The organism is Thermococcus sp. 4557 (genome assembly GCF_000221185.1).
Lineage (GTDB): Archaea > Methanobacteriota_B > Thermococci > Thermococcales > Thermococcaceae > Thermococcus.
The window spans coordinates 1,748,993-1,764,506 of the sequence record NC_015865.1; the positions used below are offsets into that span (position 1 = coordinate 1,748,993).

19 protein-coding genes are annotated in these 15,514 nt (G+C 57.6%); 9 read left to right on the top strand and 10 right to left on the bottom strand.

Annotated features, from left to right (window positions below; all coding sequences use genetic code 11):
* Positions 1–348, top strand: coding sequence for a signal recognition particle protein Srp19 (locus GQS_RS09265; protein ID WP_014013424.1), 348 nt, complete (start codon positions 1–3; stop codon positions 346–348).
* On the opposite strand, the gene GQS_RS09270 is transcribed toward GQS_RS09265, so the two are convergent.
* Positions 349–594 carry an Lrp/AsnC family transcriptional regulator gene (locus tag GQS_RS09270; RefSeq protein WP_014013425.1) on the bottom strand — a complete coding sequence of 82 codons (246 nt, stop codon included), beginning with the start codon at positions 592–594 and terminating at the stop codon, positions 349–351. It abuts the gene before it with no gap.
* Positions 595–820: 226 nt separating this feature from the next.
* Between GQS_RS09270 and GQS_RS09275 the strand changes: the two genes are divergently transcribed.
* The 5 genes from GQS_RS09275 to GQS_RS09295 all read left to right on the top strand — a co-directional run bounded on the left by GQS_RS09275 (position 821) and on the right by GQS_RS09295 (position 7,244).
* The gene (locus GQS_RS09275) at positions 821–3,010 is read left to right on the top strand and encodes an ABC transporter substrate-binding protein (protein WP_048056572.1); all 2,190 of its coding nucleotides are present in this window, start codon (positions 821–823) and stop codon (positions 3,008–3,010) included.
* Between the two features lie 78 nt (positions 3,011–3,088).
* Entirely contained in the window at positions 3,089–4,090 is a 1,002-nt protein-coding gene (locus GQS_RS09280) for an ABC transporter permease (RefSeq protein WP_014013427.1), read from the top strand.
* Positions 4,091–4,102: 12 nt separating this feature from the next.
* Positions 4,103–5,281: an ABC transporter permease gene (locus GQS_RS09285; RefSeq protein WP_014013428.1), complete on the top strand. Its 1,179-nt coding sequence runs from the start codon at positions 4,103–4,105 to the stop codon at positions 5,279–5,281.
* Positions 5,274–6,254, top strand: a complete 981-nt coding sequence (locus GQS_RS09290) for an ABC transporter ATP-binding protein (protein ID WP_014013429.1) — start codon at positions 5,274–5,276, stop codon at positions 6,252–6,254. Before GQS_RS09285 ends, GQS_RS09290 begins: the two co-directional genes overlap by 8 nt.
* Positions 6,255–6,263: 9 nt before the next feature.
* Positions 6,264–7,244: an ABC transporter ATP-binding protein gene (locus GQS_RS09295; RefSeq protein ID WP_014013430.1), complete on the top strand. Its 981-nt coding sequence runs from the start codon at positions 6,264–6,266 to the stop codon at positions 7,242–7,244.
* A gap of 5 nt (positions 7,245–7,249) precedes the next feature.
* Here GQS_RS09295 and GQS_RS09300 read toward each other — a convergent pair whose 3' ends face one another.
* Positions 7,250–7,813 carry a hypothetical protein gene (locus GQS_RS09300; RefSeq protein WP_014013431.1) on the bottom strand — a complete coding sequence of 188 codons (564 nt, stop codon included), beginning with the start codon at positions 7,811–7,813 and terminating at the stop codon, positions 7,250–7,252.
* Between the two features lie 72 nt (positions 7,814–7,885).
* Here GQS_RS09300 and GQS_RS09305 point away from each other — a divergent pair, with 72 nt between their 5' ends.
* Both GQS_RS09305 and GQS_RS09310 read left to right on the top strand, forming a co-directional pair.
* The gene (locus GQS_RS09305; RefSeq protein WP_014013432.1) at positions 7,886–10,066 is read left to right on the top strand and encodes an ATP-dependent DNA helicase; all 2,181 of its coding nucleotides are present in this window, start codon (positions 7,886–7,888) and stop codon (positions 10,064–10,066) included.
* 45 nt (positions 10,067–10,111) lie between these two features.
* Complete coding sequence (locus GQS_RS09310; protein WP_014013433.1) at positions 10,112–10,669, top strand: dephospho-CoA kinase; 558 nt, start codon at positions 10,112–10,114, stop codon at positions 10,667–10,669.
* Here GQS_RS09310 and GQS_RS09315 read toward each other — a convergent pair.
* On the bottom strand, positions 10,655–11,464 hold the full coding sequence (locus GQS_RS09315) for a ZIP family metal transporter (RefSeq protein ID WP_014013434.1): 810 nt from the start codon (positions 11,462–11,464) through the stop codon (positions 10,655–10,657). The two genes, GQS_RS09310 and GQS_RS09315, sit on opposite strands and share 15 nt — an antisense overlap.
* Before the next feature lie 71 nt (positions 11,465–11,535).
* Between GQS_RS09315 and GQS_RS09320 the strand changes: the two genes are divergently transcribed.
* Positions 11,536–11,949, top strand: coding sequence for an RNA-binding domain-containing protein (locus GQS_RS09320; RefSeq protein ID WP_014013435.1), 414 nt, complete (start codon positions 11,536–11,538; stop codon positions 11,947–11,949).
* An 11-nt stretch (positions 11,950–11,960) separates the two neighbouring features.
* On the opposite strand, the gene GQS_RS09325 is transcribed toward GQS_RS09320, so the two are convergent.
* From GQS_RS09325 to GQS_RS09355, 7 genes are read right to left on the bottom strand one after another with little or no spacing between them, the layout of a single operon-like run.
* Positions 11,961–13,250: an ABC transporter permease gene (locus GQS_RS09325; protein WP_014013436.1), complete on the bottom strand. Its 1,290-nt coding sequence runs from the start codon at positions 13,248–13,250 to the stop codon at positions 11,961–11,963.
* Entirely contained in the window at positions 13,247–14,005 is a 759-nt protein-coding gene (locus tag GQS_RS09330; RefSeq protein ID WP_014013437.1) for an ABC transporter ATP-binding protein, read from the bottom strand. The genes GQS_RS09325 and GQS_RS09330 overlap by 4 nt, the downstream gene beginning before the upstream one ends.
* Positions 13,992–14,360, bottom strand: a complete 369-nt coding sequence (locus GQS_RS09335; RefSeq protein WP_014013438.1) for a hypothetical protein — start codon at positions 14,358–14,360, stop codon at positions 13,992–13,994. The genes GQS_RS09330 and GQS_RS09335 overlap by 14 nt, the downstream gene beginning before the upstream one ends.
* Positions 14,350–14,559, bottom strand: coding sequence for a helix-turn-helix transcriptional regulator (locus GQS_RS09340; RefSeq protein ID WP_014013439.1), 210 nt, complete (start codon positions 14,557–14,559; stop codon positions 14,350–14,352). The genes GQS_RS09335 and GQS_RS09340 overlap by 11 nt, the downstream gene beginning before the upstream one ends.
* Positions 14,560–14,850 (bottom strand): DUF2178 domain-containing protein, encoded by a 291-nt coding sequence (locus GQS_RS09345; protein WP_014013440.1) that lies wholly within the window; start codon positions 14,848–14,850, stop codon positions 14,560–14,562.
* A complete protein-coding gene (locus GQS_RS09350; protein WP_014013441.1) occupies positions 14,851–15,150 on the bottom strand; it encodes a hypothetical protein in 300 nt (99 codons plus the stop codon).
* Positions 15,151–15,513, bottom strand: coding sequence for a DUF2178 domain-containing protein (locus GQS_RS09355; protein ID WP_014013442.1), 363 nt, complete (start codon positions 15,511–15,513; stop codon positions 15,151–15,153).
* Between the last annotated feature and the right edge of the window lies 1 nt (position 15,514).

Here is a 15,514-nt window from a genome sequence, read left to right on the forward strand (position 1 = left end):
ATGAGAAAGTTCGTGGTGTGGCCCAGCGAGCTCGACGCAAGGCTCAGCAGGCGCTACGGAAGGGCCGTGGGCAGGGAGTTCGCCGTCGACAGGCCGAAGGTGCAGGAGATAGCCGATGCCGCGCTGGCCCTTGGGATGAAGGTGATAGAGCTCGATGAGGAGAAGCTCAACCCTCGGCTGGCCGCTCTCGACGACGAGTACAGGCTCAGGGGAATGCTCCGGATTGAGAGCAAGCATCCGAAGGGTAAGTCCCTGAGGATGCTCGGGCAGAAAATCCGGGAAATCAGAAAGACCCAGGCCAGGTCCCAGGGCAAGAAGAAACGCAAATCCGGGAAGAAAAAGAGGTGATCACTCCTCTTCTTCCATTTCTACGACTATGGCGGTAGTGGTGTCTATAACGCCGTCGATGTTGTGTATGTCGTGGAGTATCTTCCTGGTGAGCTCGCCGAGGTCCTTCGCCTGGATGTGGACTATGGCGTCGTAGGGGCCGGTGACGGCGTCGGCCTTGGTAACGCCCGGAATCTGTTTGAGCGCCTCTATGACGCTCTCAACTTTTCCAATCTCAACGGTCAGTAAAACGTACGACCTAACCATTTTTCATCACCGCGGAAAGGCTTTACGTCTCTATCTAACCCTTCAACTCATTTAAGCTTTTCGTAGTTTTTTCGGGTATCTCCGGAGGGTTGCACTATGAGAACGCTGTCTCTAAGTAACCAATAGTGCGTTTGAAGGGCCTTTATGGCACTGGTAGTGGTATCGAAAGGTTTATTACCACATCCGTCCTATTGTTCATGCCCTTAATGTACAGGGGTGGGTATTAATGAAGGCCAAAGGTTCAATAGCCCTGTTAGTGGTTTTTTTGGTGGTTTTTTCTGTTGCAGCCAGCGGCTGTATAGGCGGAAATAATGGTGAGACAACCACCATCCCGCAGAGCACCACGGGAAGTCCGACGGGAACCCAGACCACGTCTTCTGGGGCGACTTCCGGCGGCACCACCACGACATCGAGCCAGTCAGCCACTCAGACACAGACCCCTGCGGAGGTAAAACCGGGGATACTGGAGATGGGCGACGTCTACGTTGTCGTCACCGACAAGAGCGTCGTGGTCGTCGGCCCGAAGGGCGCCAGCCCGACCGTTGAGGTCCCGAGCGACAGGAAGATTATAAAGGTCGAGTACGAGGTTGACACCGCCAACACCCCGGACGTCAAGACCCTCATGGAGAAGGGTCAGGGATTCGGTGCCATCGATCCAGCCTTCTTCCGCGATGAGCACGTCGATGCCCTCGTTGTGGCCGCCAGGCGCCAGACCGACCCGACCATAAGAACCGAGCTCTTCAAGGCCATCTACATGCTCGGAAACAAGCTCGCCCCGGAGGTCATCCTCGGCCAGAACAAGCAGCTCCGTGTTTACTGGGACTGGGTTAAGGGACGCTACTACCACCCGACCCTCGCGGAGCGCTACGACCTCCTGACCGAGGACCAGAACGCCCCCTCCATCAAGATCGGTATCAAGGACTACAAGAACGACCCCGAGACCTACACCATAGCCACCATCGGCTGGCCGGAGAGCTTTGACCCGGCCATGACCTACGAGACCTTCGGATGGGAGATCTGGCACGAGGTCGGTGACACCCTCGTCACCTACTGGAAGGAGGAGACCGAGGAGGTCAGCCCGGACCTCGCCGTTGCTTGGGCCCACAACGAGGACGGTACCGAGTGGTACTTCCTCATCCGCGGCGGTGTCCAGGCCTACGATCCGTGGAACGACAAGACCTACCCGATCGACGCCACCGACGTTGCCTTCACCTTCCTCCGCGTTGAGAGGCTCGGCCACAGCGTCAGCTGGATGGTTGACAGCTTCATGGACGTTAACAACTCCGCCGCCATCACCGAGGACGAGTTCGACCAGTACCTCAAGGAGCACCCGCTCATAGCCGAGTTCAACGGCAAGAGCACCGAGGTCAAGAGCCTCGACGAGCTCAAGCAGTTCTTCGGCTACAGCGGCGACACCGCTGGAGTCTTCAAGCTCGTTCTTCCGGCTCCGTACGCCCCGGTTCTCGGAATACTCGCCGACCCGTTCCTCAGCGTCGTCCCGATGGAGTACCTCCTCGGCGACAAGTACCAGGAGGCCCTCCAGGCCAGCGACAACGGTCACAACCCCAGCGCCTGGTGGAGCTACCTGAGCGAGGGCAAGAGCGACCCGACCCACCAGCTCATGCACAACAACCCCGTCGGAACCGGACCGTTCTACATCGCCGACTACCAGAAGGACGCCTACATAGTCCTCGAGTACAACCCGCACTACTGGAACGCCACCGCCAACCCAGGCCACAGGAGGGTCATCTACGTCATCAACAGCGACGCCATGGCCAGGATCAACCTGTTCAAGACCGGCACCGCCGACGCCGTTGCCATACCGCCCGAGAAGATGAGCACGGTTAAGGGCCTCGAGCTCCAGGGCTTCAAGTCCGTCGTTAAGACCGACATCCTCCAGCCGATACTGACCTTCCTCGTCTTCAACACCCAGAAGGAGCCCTTCAACGACCCGCTCGTCAGGGAGGCCATGGCCTACGCCGTCCCGTACGACCAGATCTCCCAGGTCGTTTACCAGGGACTTCTCGCCAGGAACTACGGTCCGATACCGAAGCCGTGGCCGGGCTACACCGAGGAAGGCATAACCAAGTACAAGTACAACCTCGCCAAGGCCAAACAGCTTCTCAACCAGGCGGGCGTCGACCCGACCAAGTACAAGATTGAGCTCATCTACAACGAGGGCAACAGCGCCCGTGAGAAGATTATGACCCTAATTCAGAACGTCTGGAGCCAGCTCGGCTTCCAGGTCACCATCAACAGCTACAACTGGCCGACCTACCTTGACAAGACCGAGCACGGCGAGTACGACGTCTACGTCGTCGGTTGGGTCCCGGACTACCTCGACTCCGACAACTGGGTTGGCCCGTTCCTCTACGGTGCCACCGAGTTCACGAGCGTCGAGGTAAGCGTTAGCTGATTCTGATCTTTCTTTTTTTCTGTTCGTGTTTTTGGCGGAGATCTAAAGGATAAAGTCAACGACACAGGGGGGATTGGATTGGCGAACCTGAAGAAGTTCCTAATAAGAAGGCTCCTTACGTTTATCCCCACCCTCATCGGAGTCACCCTCATAGTCTTTCTGATCGCCTACGTCATCCCTGCGGACGTCGCCAGGGCGTGGGCCGGCGGCGAGAAGGCGAGTCAAGCATACATGGAGCAGATAAAGAAGGAGTACCACCTTGACGATCCCTGGTACGACCAGTACTGGTTCCTCGTGAGCGGACTGGCGCGGAACAGCATAATCGATCCGAGGACGTCCAACTACGTCCTTGACGATATACGGGATCGTTTCCCCGTGACGTTTGAGCTGGCGCTGGTGGCGTTCTTCTTCATCCTGATAATAGGCATTCCCCTTGGTATAATCTCGGCCCTTAAGAGAAACACGTGGATAGACACCGTCATCAGGTTCTTCGCCCTCACCGGCGTTTCAATGCCGGTCTTCTGGCTGGGCTACCTTCTCATATACGTGTTCTTCGTCAAGGTTCACTGGATAACCCTCGCAGGCTTCCCGGCCCCGCCCGAGCACCAGATAACCCACATCCCAATGATAGACGCCCTCATCACCGGGGACTTCTCGACCTTCAGCCAGCACCTCCACAGGCTCTGGCTCCCCGGCTTCACGCTGGGATTCATGGGTGCCGGCGTTCTCGCCAGGTTCGTCAGGAACAGCTTCCTTGAGGCCATAGGAAGCGACTACGTCGGATTCCTCAAGGCCAAGGGTGTCCACAAGAGGGGAATCTACCGCCACGCCCTCAAGAACGCCATGGTTCCGATAGTCACCGTCCTCGGCCTTCAGTTCGGAGGACTGCTCGGTGGAACCCCTATCACCGAGACGGTGTTCGGCCTCCCGGGAATGGGTTCCTACGTCATCGACTCGATCAGGAACCTCGACTTCCCCGCGGTCGTGGCGATAACCACGATCTTTGCACTGATATACCTCACAACCAACCTCGTCGTGGACATACTCTACGCCCTGATAGACCCGAGGGTGAGGTACTAACGGGGTGATAAAATGGGCAGGGAAGAGTACAAATCAAACATTCTTGACAAGCTCTCCGACAAGCTCGTCGAGGGATTTGGAAGCTTCATAAGCCTGTTCAAGAAGGACTGGAAGAAGAAAAACCGCTCCAAGATGGAAGAATGGAAGCTCATGCTCTACGCCCTCAACCGCTCCCCGCCGGGCCTCATAGGACTGGCGCTCGTGCTGATGTTCGTGCTCCTCGGCATATTCGGCCCCAGCCTCGCCACGTGGAACTACAGGTTCTTCCCGACCAACTACAACATGAGCACCTACCTCGCCCCGCCTGGCTCGACATACTTCCTGAACGTTACCGAGCTCCAGGGGGACAACATCATCCAGTACACCACGAACATCCACTACACGCTAGGTGCGGACAACTTCGGTAGGGACCTCGTCAGCCTCATCCTCTACGGAGCCAGGGTCTCCCTGGTGATATCGATAGTCGTCATAGTCCTCGGTGTGCCCCTGGGCATCATCCTGGGCCTCGTCGCAGGATACTACGGCGGCAAGGTTGACGAGCTCGTCATGCGCATCACCGATGTGTTCCTGGCCTTCCCGGCGCTCATCCTCGCCATGGCCTTCTCCGCCGTGCTCCCGCAGAGGCTTCAGAATTTCATCTCCTCCCATGAGTCCGTCCAGAGCTTCGTGCTGTGGCTCTTCGCGCTCGAACCCCAGGACGCCGGCAACCTCGGAAAGCTCCTCGCCGTCATACTCGCCATGATCATAGTCTGGTGGCCAGCCTACGCCAGGATAACACGCGGTTCGACCCTCACCGAGAGGGAGAGCCTCTACGTTGAAGCCGCCCGCGCCATAGGCCTCAGCTCCAGAACGATAATGTTCAGGCACATTCTCCCCAACATTATCGGCCCGATACTGGTCTACATAACCCTCGACTTCGGAGGCGTCATCCTCATGGAGGCCGGCCTGAGCTTCCTCGGCCTCGGTGCAACGCCGCCGATAGCCGACTGGGGTAGGATAGTCTACGACGGCTCCCAGTACTTCCCGGAGCACTGGTGGCTCGTTACGTTTTCGGGCTTAATGATCATGCTCGTGGCCCTCGGATGGAACCTCCTCGGTGACACGATGAGGGACATCCTCGACCCGAAGACGAGGAGGAGCATAGAGTTCAAGGTTAAGAAGGCCAAGAAGGAGGGTGAGAGCAATGCCTGAGCCCATCCTTGAGGTTCGCGACCTGACCGTCCACTTTTACACCTACGCTGGAATAGTCAAGGCCATCGAAAGGGTCTCCTTCGACGTTTACCGCGGCGAGACCTTCGCGCTCGTCGGTGAAACCGGCTGTGGAAAGAGCGTCACCTCGCGCGCCCTCACCCAGCTCATCGAGAGCCCCGGAAAGATAGTGGAGGGCAGCGTAATCTACCACAGGGAGGACGGTTCGACCGTTGATCTCCTCAAGCTGAGCCCCGAGGAGATAAGGGACATAAGGGGCAAGGAGATAGCCTACATCTTCCAGGACCCCCACGCCTCCCTCGACCCCCTCTACACGGTGGGGTATCAGATAGCCGAGGGAATGGTGGTTCACAACACGGTCAGGGACTGGAAGGAGGGCTTTAAGAAGGCCGTCGATATTCTCCGCCGCGTCCTCATCCCCGACCCGGAGAACAGGGTAAAGAACTACCCCCACGAGATGAGCGGAGGAATGAAACAGCGTGTCGTCATCGGAACTGGCGTCGCCAACAACCCCAAGATACTCATCGCTGACGAGCCAACGACCGCCCTCGACGTCACGGTCCAGGCCCAGATACTCGAGCTGATGAACAAACTCAAGCGCGAGTACAACACCACCGTGATACTCATCACCCACAACATGGGTGTCGTCGCGGAGATGGCCGACCGCGTTGCCGTCATGTACGCGGGTAAAATAGTTGAGGTGGGCTCCGTTGACCAGATATTCAAGAACCCGCTCCATCCGTACACGCAGGGTCTTCTCAGGGCAGTTCCCAACCCGCTGGCGAAGATAGAGCGGCTCGAGACCATCCCTGGAACGGTTCCCAACCTGATAGAGCCGCCCGGGGGATGCCGCTTCCACCCGAGGTGCCCGAGGGTTATGGGCGTCTGCAAGGATAAGGTCCCCGAGCTGAAGGAGATAGAGCCCGGTCACTTCGTGGCGTGCCACCTTTACTGAGGTGATACCATGAGCGAGCCGATACTCGAAGTTAAAAACCTCAAGAAGTATTTCCCCATCAGGGGCCTTTTCAGAACCGAGGGCTACGTTAAGGCCGTTGACGACGTCAGCTTCAGGATAAACCGGGGTGAAACCTTCGGTCTCGTCGGAGAGAGCGGATGCGGAAAAACAACCACCGGAAGGACCATTCTCCGCCTCATCGAACCCACCAGCGGTCAAATCATCTTTCGGGGCAAGGACGTCACGAAGCTCAAGGGCGAGGAAATGAAGTGGTTCAGGCGGAAGGCCCAGATCATGTTCCAGGACCCCTACTCCTCACTCAACCCCAGGCAGACGGTCTTCGAGGTCATCATGGAGCCCGTCCGCTTCCACAAGATACCCGTTGACGACCCCGAGGAGTTCGTGATAAAGCTCCTGGAGAGCGTTGGCCTCAACGAGATGCACCTTTACCGCTATCCCCATGAGTTCAGCGGCGGCCAGAGGCAGAGAATAGCCCTCGCCAGACTGCTGGCCCTCAGGCCGGAGTTCATAGTCCTCGACGAGCCCACCTCCGCCCTTGACGTTTCGGTTCAGGCCAACATCCTCAACACCCTCAAGGACCTTCAGAGGGAGTTCGGCTTCACGTACCTGTTCATCAGCCACGACCTCGGTGTCGTCAAGTACATGAGCCACAGGATGGGCGTTATGTACCTCGGAAAGCTAGTCGAGGTCGGGCCGGCGGAAGAGATCTTCGAAAACCCCCTCCACCCGTACACCAAGTTTCTGCTGTCCGCCATACCAGTTCCCGACCCGGAGCTGTCGAGGGAGCTCAAGGCAAAGCGCATGAAGGTAGAAGGAGAGCCGCCGAGCCCGATAAACCCGCCTCAGGGATGCCGCTTCCACCCGAGATGTCCGTTTGCCAAGGCGGGACTCTGCGACAAGAAAGAGCCCCCGCTGGTGGAGGTCGAGAAGGGCCACTACGTCGCCTGCTGGCTCTACGGAAAGGCATGATTTTTCTATTCCCTCTTTTCCCTTCTCAGCCACTGGAGTGCCATTCCTGCGTTGGAGTCTATTTTGAGCAGTTCCCTGTAAACGGGGTCGCTGACTTCCCGGCCGTTCACTTCGAACTCGAGGACTGCATAGCCCAGGGGTTTCACCACGATTTCCCCCAGCTCCGCGGGACTCTTTATCCCGAGGACCTTCCTCATTATCGCCAGGGCCAGCAGGGCTTCCCGGTTCTTCCTGGCCAGCTCCTCGTCCCTGTCCACGTGCCGCTGGTGGCCGGTTGGTATGCCGATGATTCTCCAGATGTTCCAGCGTCTCATGTGGTGCGTCCTCTCGTTGAACCTCTCGCCGCTGAGGTCGTAGAGGGTCACGAAGAGGGAAGTCAGGTAGTTCTCCAGGGAGTCTTCTTCCAGCAGGGCCTCCTGGGGTCTGGCCTCGAGCCGCTGGAGGTCTTCGGCCTTTCTTATCAGCGTTGCACGCCTCTCGGGTTTCTCCACCCTCAGCGAAAAGTACGCGTCCACACCGTACATCCCGGTCCTTGTCTCGAAGAGCACGTAGGGAACCCTCAGCCTCATACCTCTCCCCCCGTTGGGTACGTGGGATAAGCATATAAAACCGCCGGAGGAATAGTCCCGGAGCTGAGGGCTATGAGGGTTGATGAGCTTCCAGTGGACGAGAGGATAAAGAGGATAATCCGTGAGAGGGGAATAGAGGAACTGTACCCGCCGCAGGCGGAGGCCCTGATGAGCGGCGTCCTGGAGGGAAAAAACCTCGTGCTGGCAATCCCCACGGCGAGCGGGAAGACCCTCGTGAGCGAGATAGTCATGGTCAACAAGCTTCTCCGGGAGGGGGGCAAGGCGGTCTATCTCGTCCCCCTGAAGGCTCTGGCAGAGGAGAAGTACCGTGAGTTCAAGGAATGGGAGGTTCTGGGTCTCCGCGTGGCCGCAACGACCGGTGACTACGACTCCACCGATGAGTGGCTCGGGCGTTATGATGTAATCATCGCCACCGCCGAGAAGTTCGACTCTCTCCTGAGGCACGGCTCCAACTGGATTGAGGACGTCAAACTTGTCGTGGCGGACGAGGTCCACCTCATAGGCTCCTACGACAGGGGGGCCACGCTCGAGATGATACTGAGCCACATGCTCGGAAAGGCCCAGATTCTTGCCCTGAGCGCCACCGTTGGAAACGCCGAGGAGCTCGCCGAGTGGCTCGATGCCGCGCTGGTTATGAGCGACTGGCGCCCTGTTCAGCTCCGGAAGGGGGTATTCCACATCGGCCAGCTCTTCTGGGAGGACGGCAAAATAGACCGCTACCCCGAGAACTGGGAGAGTCTGGCAATTGACGCTGTTAAGAGGGGTAAGCAGGCGCTGGTGTTCGTCAACACCCGCCGCTCGGCGGAAAAGGAGGCCCTCTCGCTCTCCTCCAAGATAGCCCGCCTTCTCACGAAGCCGGAGACCAGGCAGCTGGACGAGCTGGTTTCGTCCATCGAGGACAACCCGACGACGGAGAAGCTCAAGAGGGCGCTGCGGGGCGGTGTTGCCTTCCACCACGCGGGCCTGAGCAGAACCGAGAGAACCTTGATAGAGGACGCATTTCGCTCTAAACTGATAAAGGTAATCGTGGCCACCCCCACCCTAGCCGCCGGCGTCAATACGCCCGCATTCCGCGTTATAATCAGAGACACCAAGCGCTACGCCGGCTTCGGCTGGACGGACATACCTGTCCTCGAGATACAGCAGATGATGGGGCGCGCCGGAAGGCCAAAGTACGACAAAGTTGGAGAGGCGATAATCGTCGCAAGGACCGAGGAGCCGAGAAAGCTGATGGAGAGATACATCCACGGAAAGCCCGAGAAGCTCTTCTCGATGCTCGCCAACGAGCAGGCTTTCAGGAGCCAGATTCTGGCGCTCGTGACCAACTTCGGGATAGGCAACTTCCGTGAGCTGGTTTCTTTCCTTGAGAGGACTTTCTACGCCCACCAGCGCAGGGATATAGCCTCGCTTGAGTACAAGGCCAAAAACATCGTCTACTTCCTCATCGAAAACGGGTTCATCGACATGGACATGAACGACCGCTTCATGCCCCTGCCCTTTGGAAAACGCACCTCCCAGCTCTACATAGACCCCTTCACGGCGAAGAAATTCAAGGACGCCTTTCCGAAGCTTGAGAACAACCCAAATCCCTTCGGAATCTTCCAGCTGATGGCCTCGACGCCGGACATGGCCACGCTGAACGCCCGGAGACGGGAGATGGAGGACTACCTCGACCTGGCCTATGAGATGGAGGACAAGCTTTACACGAACATCCCCTACTACGAGGACTCGCGCTTCCAGGGCTTTTTGGGGCAGATAAAAACGGCAAAGGTGCTCCTCGACTGGATAAACGAGGTTCCGGAGACGAGGATTTACGAGACATACAACATAGACCCTGGAGACCTCTACAGGATTCTGGAGCTCGCGGACTGGCTCATGTACTCCCTCATCGAGCTGTACAGGCTTTTTGAGCCAAAGGAAGACGTGCTGGACTACCTGAGAGACCTGCACCTCAGGCTGAGGCATGGAGTCAGAGAGGAACTTCTTGAGCTGGTCAGGCTCCCCAACATCGGAAGGAAGAGGGCGAGGGCGCTCTACAACGCCGGCTTCAGGAGCCAGGAGGACATAATGCGCGCCAAGGTGAGGGACCTCCTGGAGGTTGAGGGCATCGGAATGAAGGTGGTTGAAGGTTTGTTCCGTCACTTCGGCGTGGAAATGCCGAAGGGTGCTAAAAAGGGCTCCAAAAAGTCAGAAAAAGCGCGGAAGGGAACCCTCGATGCTTTCCTGAAGTAGGGCCAATCTTTTTAAATCCCCATATTTTACTCGGGCGTGGGCACTATGATAATCATCGTGACCGGAATGCCTGGTTCGGGAAAGAGCAGGATCGTCAAGGAATTCGAGAGGAGGGGCTTTCCGAGCGTTTCTATGGGGGACGTCGTGAGGGAGGAGACCGTAAAGCGCGGTCTGGAGCTGACCAAGGAGAACGTTGCCAAGGTGAGCATCCGCCTGAGGCAGGAGCTTGGTCAGAACGCCGTTGCAAAGCTGACGGTGGAAAAGGTGAGGCGCCTCCTTGAGGGCAGCAGGGTCGTTGTTATAGACGGCGTCCGCTCCCTCGACGAGGTTGGAACCTTCAGGAGCGCTTTTCCGACGGAGGAGATAATAATACTCGCCGTTCACACACCACCTCACATGCGCTTCGACAGGCTCAAAGCCCGCGGAAGGCACGACGATCCGAGAACGTGGGAGGACTTCGAGGAGCGCGACTGGAAGGAGCTGAAGTTCGGCATAGGGAACGTCATCGCGATGGCCGACCACATGATAGTGAACGACTGCAGCAGGGAAGAGTACGAGGAGAGGGTGAGGGAGCTCGTTGACCGGATTCTAGCCGAGCATTGAGTCGAGGAACAGCATCACGTAGAAGCCCAGGAAGAATCCCAGGGTTATCAGCGTGTCGCTGTTTTCTCCCCTGTATATCTCTGGTATCATCTCCTTCACGGTCACGTAGAGCATCGCCCCGCCGGCCAGGCCGAGGCCGTACGGCAGGAGCCAGGCAAAGAGGGTGAAGAAATAAGCCCCGAGGAGTACCATCGCCATCTCAGCGAAGCCGCTCAGCACGCCCATCGCTATCGGCCCGAGGCGCTTCTTCTGTATCGTTGCGAGGGGCAGCGAGACGACGGTCCCCTCCGGGAAGTCCTGGATTCCTATGGCTATGGTGGTTACCAGGCCGACCTCCAGGTTGTAGACGAGGGACGTCCCGACCGCGAGGCCCTCAGGCAGGTTGTGAATTATCACCGCTATGACGAGAAGCCAGACCTTCCTCAGCTTGTCCTTCATGGATTTGGGACCCTCATAGCCCTTGACGAGGTGTTCGTGGGGGAGAAAGCGGTCTATAGCGTAGATGAGCAGCACCCCAAGGGCTATTCCGATTCCGGCAGGTGAAAAGGAGCCGGTTTCCTCTATTGCGGGCAAGATGAGTGAAGTAAAGCTCGCCACTATCATCACACCGGCGGCGAAGCTGAGGGCGAAGTCAACGCCCCCCTCGGGGAGGCTCTTGGCGAATATCGCCACCATGGCACCGAGGGAAGTCATGAGTGCGACGAAAAGTCCGGCGTAGAAGGCAACCCACATGATTTCGCCGTTCGAGATGCTCAGTATCCACTCCGCGAGATTGGCCACGAAGTTCTCTAACACTATTAGGCCACCCTAACTATTTGGGCGGTTGGGTTTATAAGCCTTCCCGCGAGCTTCTTCTGGGTGAGAATATGGAGCTCTTTGAGGAAGTTGAGGTTGAGGCTTACGTTTATCCGACGGAGGACATCGAGAAGGTCAAGAGGGCCATGCTGAACCTGGTTCATGACTTGGAGTTCGAGGCGTTCGATAGGGGTGATTACGTCATTCTGACCGGCAAAACGAGGAGCAGAAAGGCCCTTAGCAGGCTTTACGAGCTCTTCCGGGGGCAGGCTATACTGGACACCGCCCGGAGTTTCCTTGAGGAGGGCTACTTCGGTGAGGAGATAATCATCCGGGTCAACAAGCAGGCGGCTTATGCCGGCGTCGTCAACTTCAACGAGGAGTCGCCGCTGGGCCCGATAACGATAATCATCAGAACCAGGGATCCAGGGAAGCTTATGAAGTGGCTCGCGCCGAGAACCAAGGACGGTGTGCCGATAGAGTAAAAAAGGAAAGCTCACTCGGCCGCTTTTTTCTTCTTCCTTCTGCCCCAGCTGACCTGTGCCGTGAGGATTCTCTCCGTTGAGAACAGCCATGCCGTGGCGTAGAGTATGACGACCGCCACCACCGTCAGGTAGGCCATGCTTATCGCTATCGGCGTGTAGCTGCTGAGGAGGACGTAGCGGTAGTCCACCACCGGATGGGTGAAGGGTATCGCAAGCAGGACGTACTTGACGACCGCTGGGAGGTCGTTGATGTCGGTGTACATCAGCAGGAAAGCCGGGAACGCCAGGGGCAGGATAACCGCGCTGACGAGGGTCGTCGCGCTCTGGACGTCTTCGGCGAAGGTTGCCACTATCATGGCCAGGCTGAGGGCGATTATTATCGTCAGGAACACCACGACCGCGAACATCAGCGCCCCCGTGGGGGTGACGACCAGACCCAGGTCTTCAAGGCTCACCCCACTCGAACCCAGTCCGAATGAGCTCATGTAGTAGCGCATGCCTATCATGTACGCTATCGCGGCAACGAGACCCATCATGGCCGTTCCGAATATCTTCGCCGCGACTATCTTCGTCCTCGCCACGGGCAGGGTCAGGAGCGTCTCGAGGGTCTTGTTCTCCTTCTCGCTCGCTATGGCTCCGGCGGCCATCTGGGATGTTATCATGACCATCATGAAGACGATGAGTGGTATCGTGAATGCCTGGGCCGCTATAACGCTCGAAACCGCGGTTGGAGATACCTCCACGACGTTGTTGTTTATGACGGACTTGCTCTCGGTCCTTATCGGCTGCAGTATGGCATCGGGGTTGCTGGCGCCGAGGTTCTTCACCTTTATCCTGGCTATCTCGTCGCTGAGTACCCCCAAAACCGCGTTTATTCTACCCTCGCTGACGCTCTCCTTTATGCCGGTGCTTATTGTCGTGAAGATGCCGTATATCTTGACGGTGGCGGTCTCGTTGGCCTGGAGCTTGGCCGTGAAGTCTGGGGGAATGACCACGAGAACGTTCTGTTCCTGCTGGATGGCCTGTTGAATGGCCTCGTCAAGCGTCGTCGCGTTCACCACGGTTACCGTGACGTTGGGGGCAACCTCCAGGGCCTTTATCAGCAGATTCCCGTAGGCACCCTCGTCGAAGTTGACTATCGTAACCTGCGTCTCCCCCTGGGCCTGCTCCATGCCGATATTCACGGCCTTTCCCATGACGGGGAGCAGTATCAGCGGGACGACCACGAGGCCAAAGACGAGCTTCTTGTCCCTGAAGAGGTTCCACAGCTCCTTCTTGGCCATCACCCAGAAGTCGCTCATGCTCCCTCACCCCCTATTGGCTCGCTGATGTCCGCCCCCACTGCCCTCATGAAGACCTCCTCGAGGTTCTCTGCGTCGTACTTCTCCTTCAGCTCCTTCGGAGTTCCCACCTCTACTATCTGCCCCTTGTTTATCAGGGCGACGCGGTGGCAGAGGAACTCGACCTCGAGCATGTTGTGGCTCGAGAGCAGGAACGTGACCCCTTCCGTCCTTGAAAAGCGTCTTATCATCTGTCTTATCGCGTATGCGTTGACTATGTCCAGTCCGCTCGCCGGTTCGTCCAGTATTGCCAGCTTCGGCTGCACCATGAGCGCCCTCGCTATGAGGAGCTTCCTCGTCATTCCCTTGGAGTACGTCGACACCTTGTCGTGCAGCCTCTCTCCCAGTCCACTGAGCTCAACGCCCAGCTCGAGCATCTCCCTCGCCTTCTCCTCGTCCTTGGCGTAGAGCCGCGCCATGAACTGGAGGTATTCGTAGCCGGTGAGGTTCTTGTAGGCGCCTGCCTCCTCGGGAAGGTAGCTGATGATCTCCCTGACTCTGTCGGCCTCCTTCACCACATCGTGGCCGTCTATCTTTGCGCTTCCTCCCGTCGGCTTGAGGAGCGTCGAGAGTATTTTTAGCGTGGTGCTCTTTCCGGCACCGTTGGGCCCGATGAGCCCAAAGATTTCACCCTCGTTGATTGAGAAGCTTATCCCCTTGAGGGCCTTTACCTTTCCGTAGTCCTTCTCCAGGTTCAGAACTTCAACCATGGGCATGCTTGACCCTCCCCAGCTTGTAAACGAGTAGCCCAATCGTGGCAAGCACCACACCAAACGCAAAGAGCTCCGTTATTTTTGCGTATCCCCCCACAAAAGCCATGCCAAGGCCGGTGGCTACCCCCAGCCAGCCATTCAGTTCGTGCCCGTTCTTGAACCGGTGCCCGAGGCCCATGAGTAGGGCGCCGGCCATTATGAGGCCGAGCTCGGCGAGGAGCAGCGGCGTGTTTATCCCCCTGCAGACCTCTCCGCTCGGGAGCTTCATACAGGCGAGCCTTTCAACGGGCGGCTTGGCTATTCCCAGTGCCACTCCCAGGAAGTAGAACAGCCCCCCGACGGCCTTCTTAACGTTCATTCCCATCACCACCGTATATGAACACGTCTTCAATTTTAACGCCGAAAAAGCGCGCTATCCTGAACGCCAGCCTCAGCGATGGGTCGTAGCGACCCTTCTCGATGGCTATTATCGTCTGTCTCGTAACCCCGAGGGCCTTGGCGAGCTCCTCCTGGGTGAGTCCCTGGGCTTCCCTAAGCTCCCTTAGGCGGTTCTTCACTCACATCACCCTCGAGTAGTGGTACCTCATCAGGGCGTGTCCGAATATGGCAACGACGTAAATGAGGGCGAGCACCTTGGCGGGATCGAGCCATTCGAGGTTATCCACTGCGAGGATGGCTATGAGGAGCAGAACCTGAAGGATTATGAGGGTTCTCTCGGAGGCGATCTGATTTATTCTCCTCCCGCGCTCGTCCTTCATCTGGCCGGTTTCTTTCATGAAGCGGTAGAAGACAACCCAGTATATCACTGTGGCGGCCGCTATAAAAATGAAGAGGGCTTCGCTCCCCATTCACATCACCCGTGAGTAGTGGTACCTGACGGCGAGGTAGCCGAGCGTGGCCACGAGTGCTATGGAGAGTATGCCGTGGTAGGCGGGACTTGTCCTGTCACCAATGATAAAGCGGACGTAGATTATCTCCAGAACCGCCAGGGCCTGAATGAACATAACCGTCTTTTCGGCGGCTTTACAGTCAATCAAAATGCCCCTCTCATCCCTTTCTTCGCCCACGTTTCTGCGGTAGCCCGTTGCGAGGTAAAGGGTCGTAAGGGTCCCAATTATTAGGACGATGATGCCTAAGAGTTCCCTCATTCACATCGCCCTCCCGTAGTGGTAGTGCGATAGGAGGAGCACCGCTGCCCCTGCAGCGAGGGGAATTATAAGCTTCGTTGCCACCTCGCTGTTTCCCTGGCTGTACTCCCAGAGGTATTCAAGGAAGAGGAGAAAGCTCATCACCGCGTAGCCGTTTCTCGCGCTCTTCGCGCTTATGAACTCGGTCCTCTCGTCCTCAACCCTCTCAATCCTTGAGTCGTAGTACCACGTGAGCAGATAGCTAAGTAAAAAGCCCGCTACAAAGATCCCCACGGCTAAGAGAGCCCTCCCGGACTTCGTCGAGTAAGCCAGCCCAATTATCATGCCCGTAACGAGAATTCCCAGCAGGTGTTCGTACTTCATC

Excerpts from the sequence above, each read along its gene's own strand:
- GQS_RS09355 (WP_014013442.1), bottom strand. The coding sequence starts at position 15,513 with ATGAAGTACGAACACCTGCTGGGAATTCTCGTTACGGGCATGATAATT.
- GQS_RS09295 (WP_014013430.1), top strand. The coding sequence starts at position 6,264 with ATGAGCGAGCCGATACTCGAAGTTAAAAACCTCAAGAAGTATTTCCCC.
- GQS_RS09330 (WP_014013437.1), bottom strand. The coding sequence starts at position 14,005 with ATGCCCATGGTTGAAGTTCTGAACCTGGAGAAGGACTACGGAAAGGTA.
- GQS_RS09265 (WP_014013424.1), top strand. The coding sequence starts at position 1 with ATGAGAAAGTTCGTGGTGTGGCCCAGCGAGCTCGACGCAAGGCTCAGC.
- GQS_RS09305 (WP_014013432.1), top strand. The coding sequence starts at position 7,886 with ATGAGGGTTGATGAGCTTCCAGTGGACGAGAGGATAAAGAGGATAATC.
- GQS_RS09275 (WP_048056572.1), top strand. The coding sequence starts at position 821 with ATGAAGGCCAAAGGTTCAATAGCCCTGTTAGTGGTTTTTTTGGTGGTT.
- GQS_RS09345 (WP_014013440.1), bottom strand. The coding sequence starts at position 14,850 with ATGGGGAGCGAAGCCCTCTTCATTTTTATAGCGGCCGCCACAGTGATA.
- GQS_RS09325 (WP_014013436.1), bottom strand. The coding sequence starts at position 13,250 with ATGAGCGACTTCTGGGTGATGGCCAAGAAGGAGCTGTGGAACCTCTTC.
- GQS_RS09350 (WP_014013441.1), bottom strand. The coding sequence starts at position 15,150 with ATGAGGGAACTCTTAGGCATCATCGTCCTAATAATTGGGACCCTTACG.
- GQS_RS09320 (WP_014013435.1), top strand. The coding sequence starts at position 11,536 with ATGGAGCTCTTTGAGGAAGTTGAGGTTGAGGCTTACGTTTATCCGACG.
- GQS_RS09270 (WP_014013425.1), bottom strand. The coding sequence starts at position 594 with ATGGTTAGGTCGTACGTTTTACTGACCGTTGAGATTGGAAAAGTTGAG.
- GQS_RS09300 (WP_014013431.1), bottom strand. The coding sequence starts at position 7,813 with ATGAGGCTGAGGGTTCCCTACGTGCTCTTCGAGACAAGGACCGGGATG.
- GQS_RS09310 (WP_014013433.1), top strand. The coding sequence starts at position 10,112 with ATGATAATCATCGTGACCGGAATGCCTGGTTCGGGAAAGAGCAGGATC.
- GQS_RS09335 (WP_014013438.1), bottom strand. The coding sequence starts at position 14,360 with ATGAACGTTAAGAAGGCCGTCGGGGGGCTGTTCTACTTCCTGGGAGTG.
- GQS_RS09285 (WP_014013428.1), top strand. The coding sequence starts at position 4,103 with ATGGGCAGGGAAGAGTACAAATCAAACATTCTTGACAAGCTCTCCGAC.
- GQS_RS09290 (WP_014013429.1), top strand. The coding sequence starts at position 5,274 with ATGCCTGAGCCCATCCTTGAGGTTCGCGACCTGACCGTCCACTTTTAC.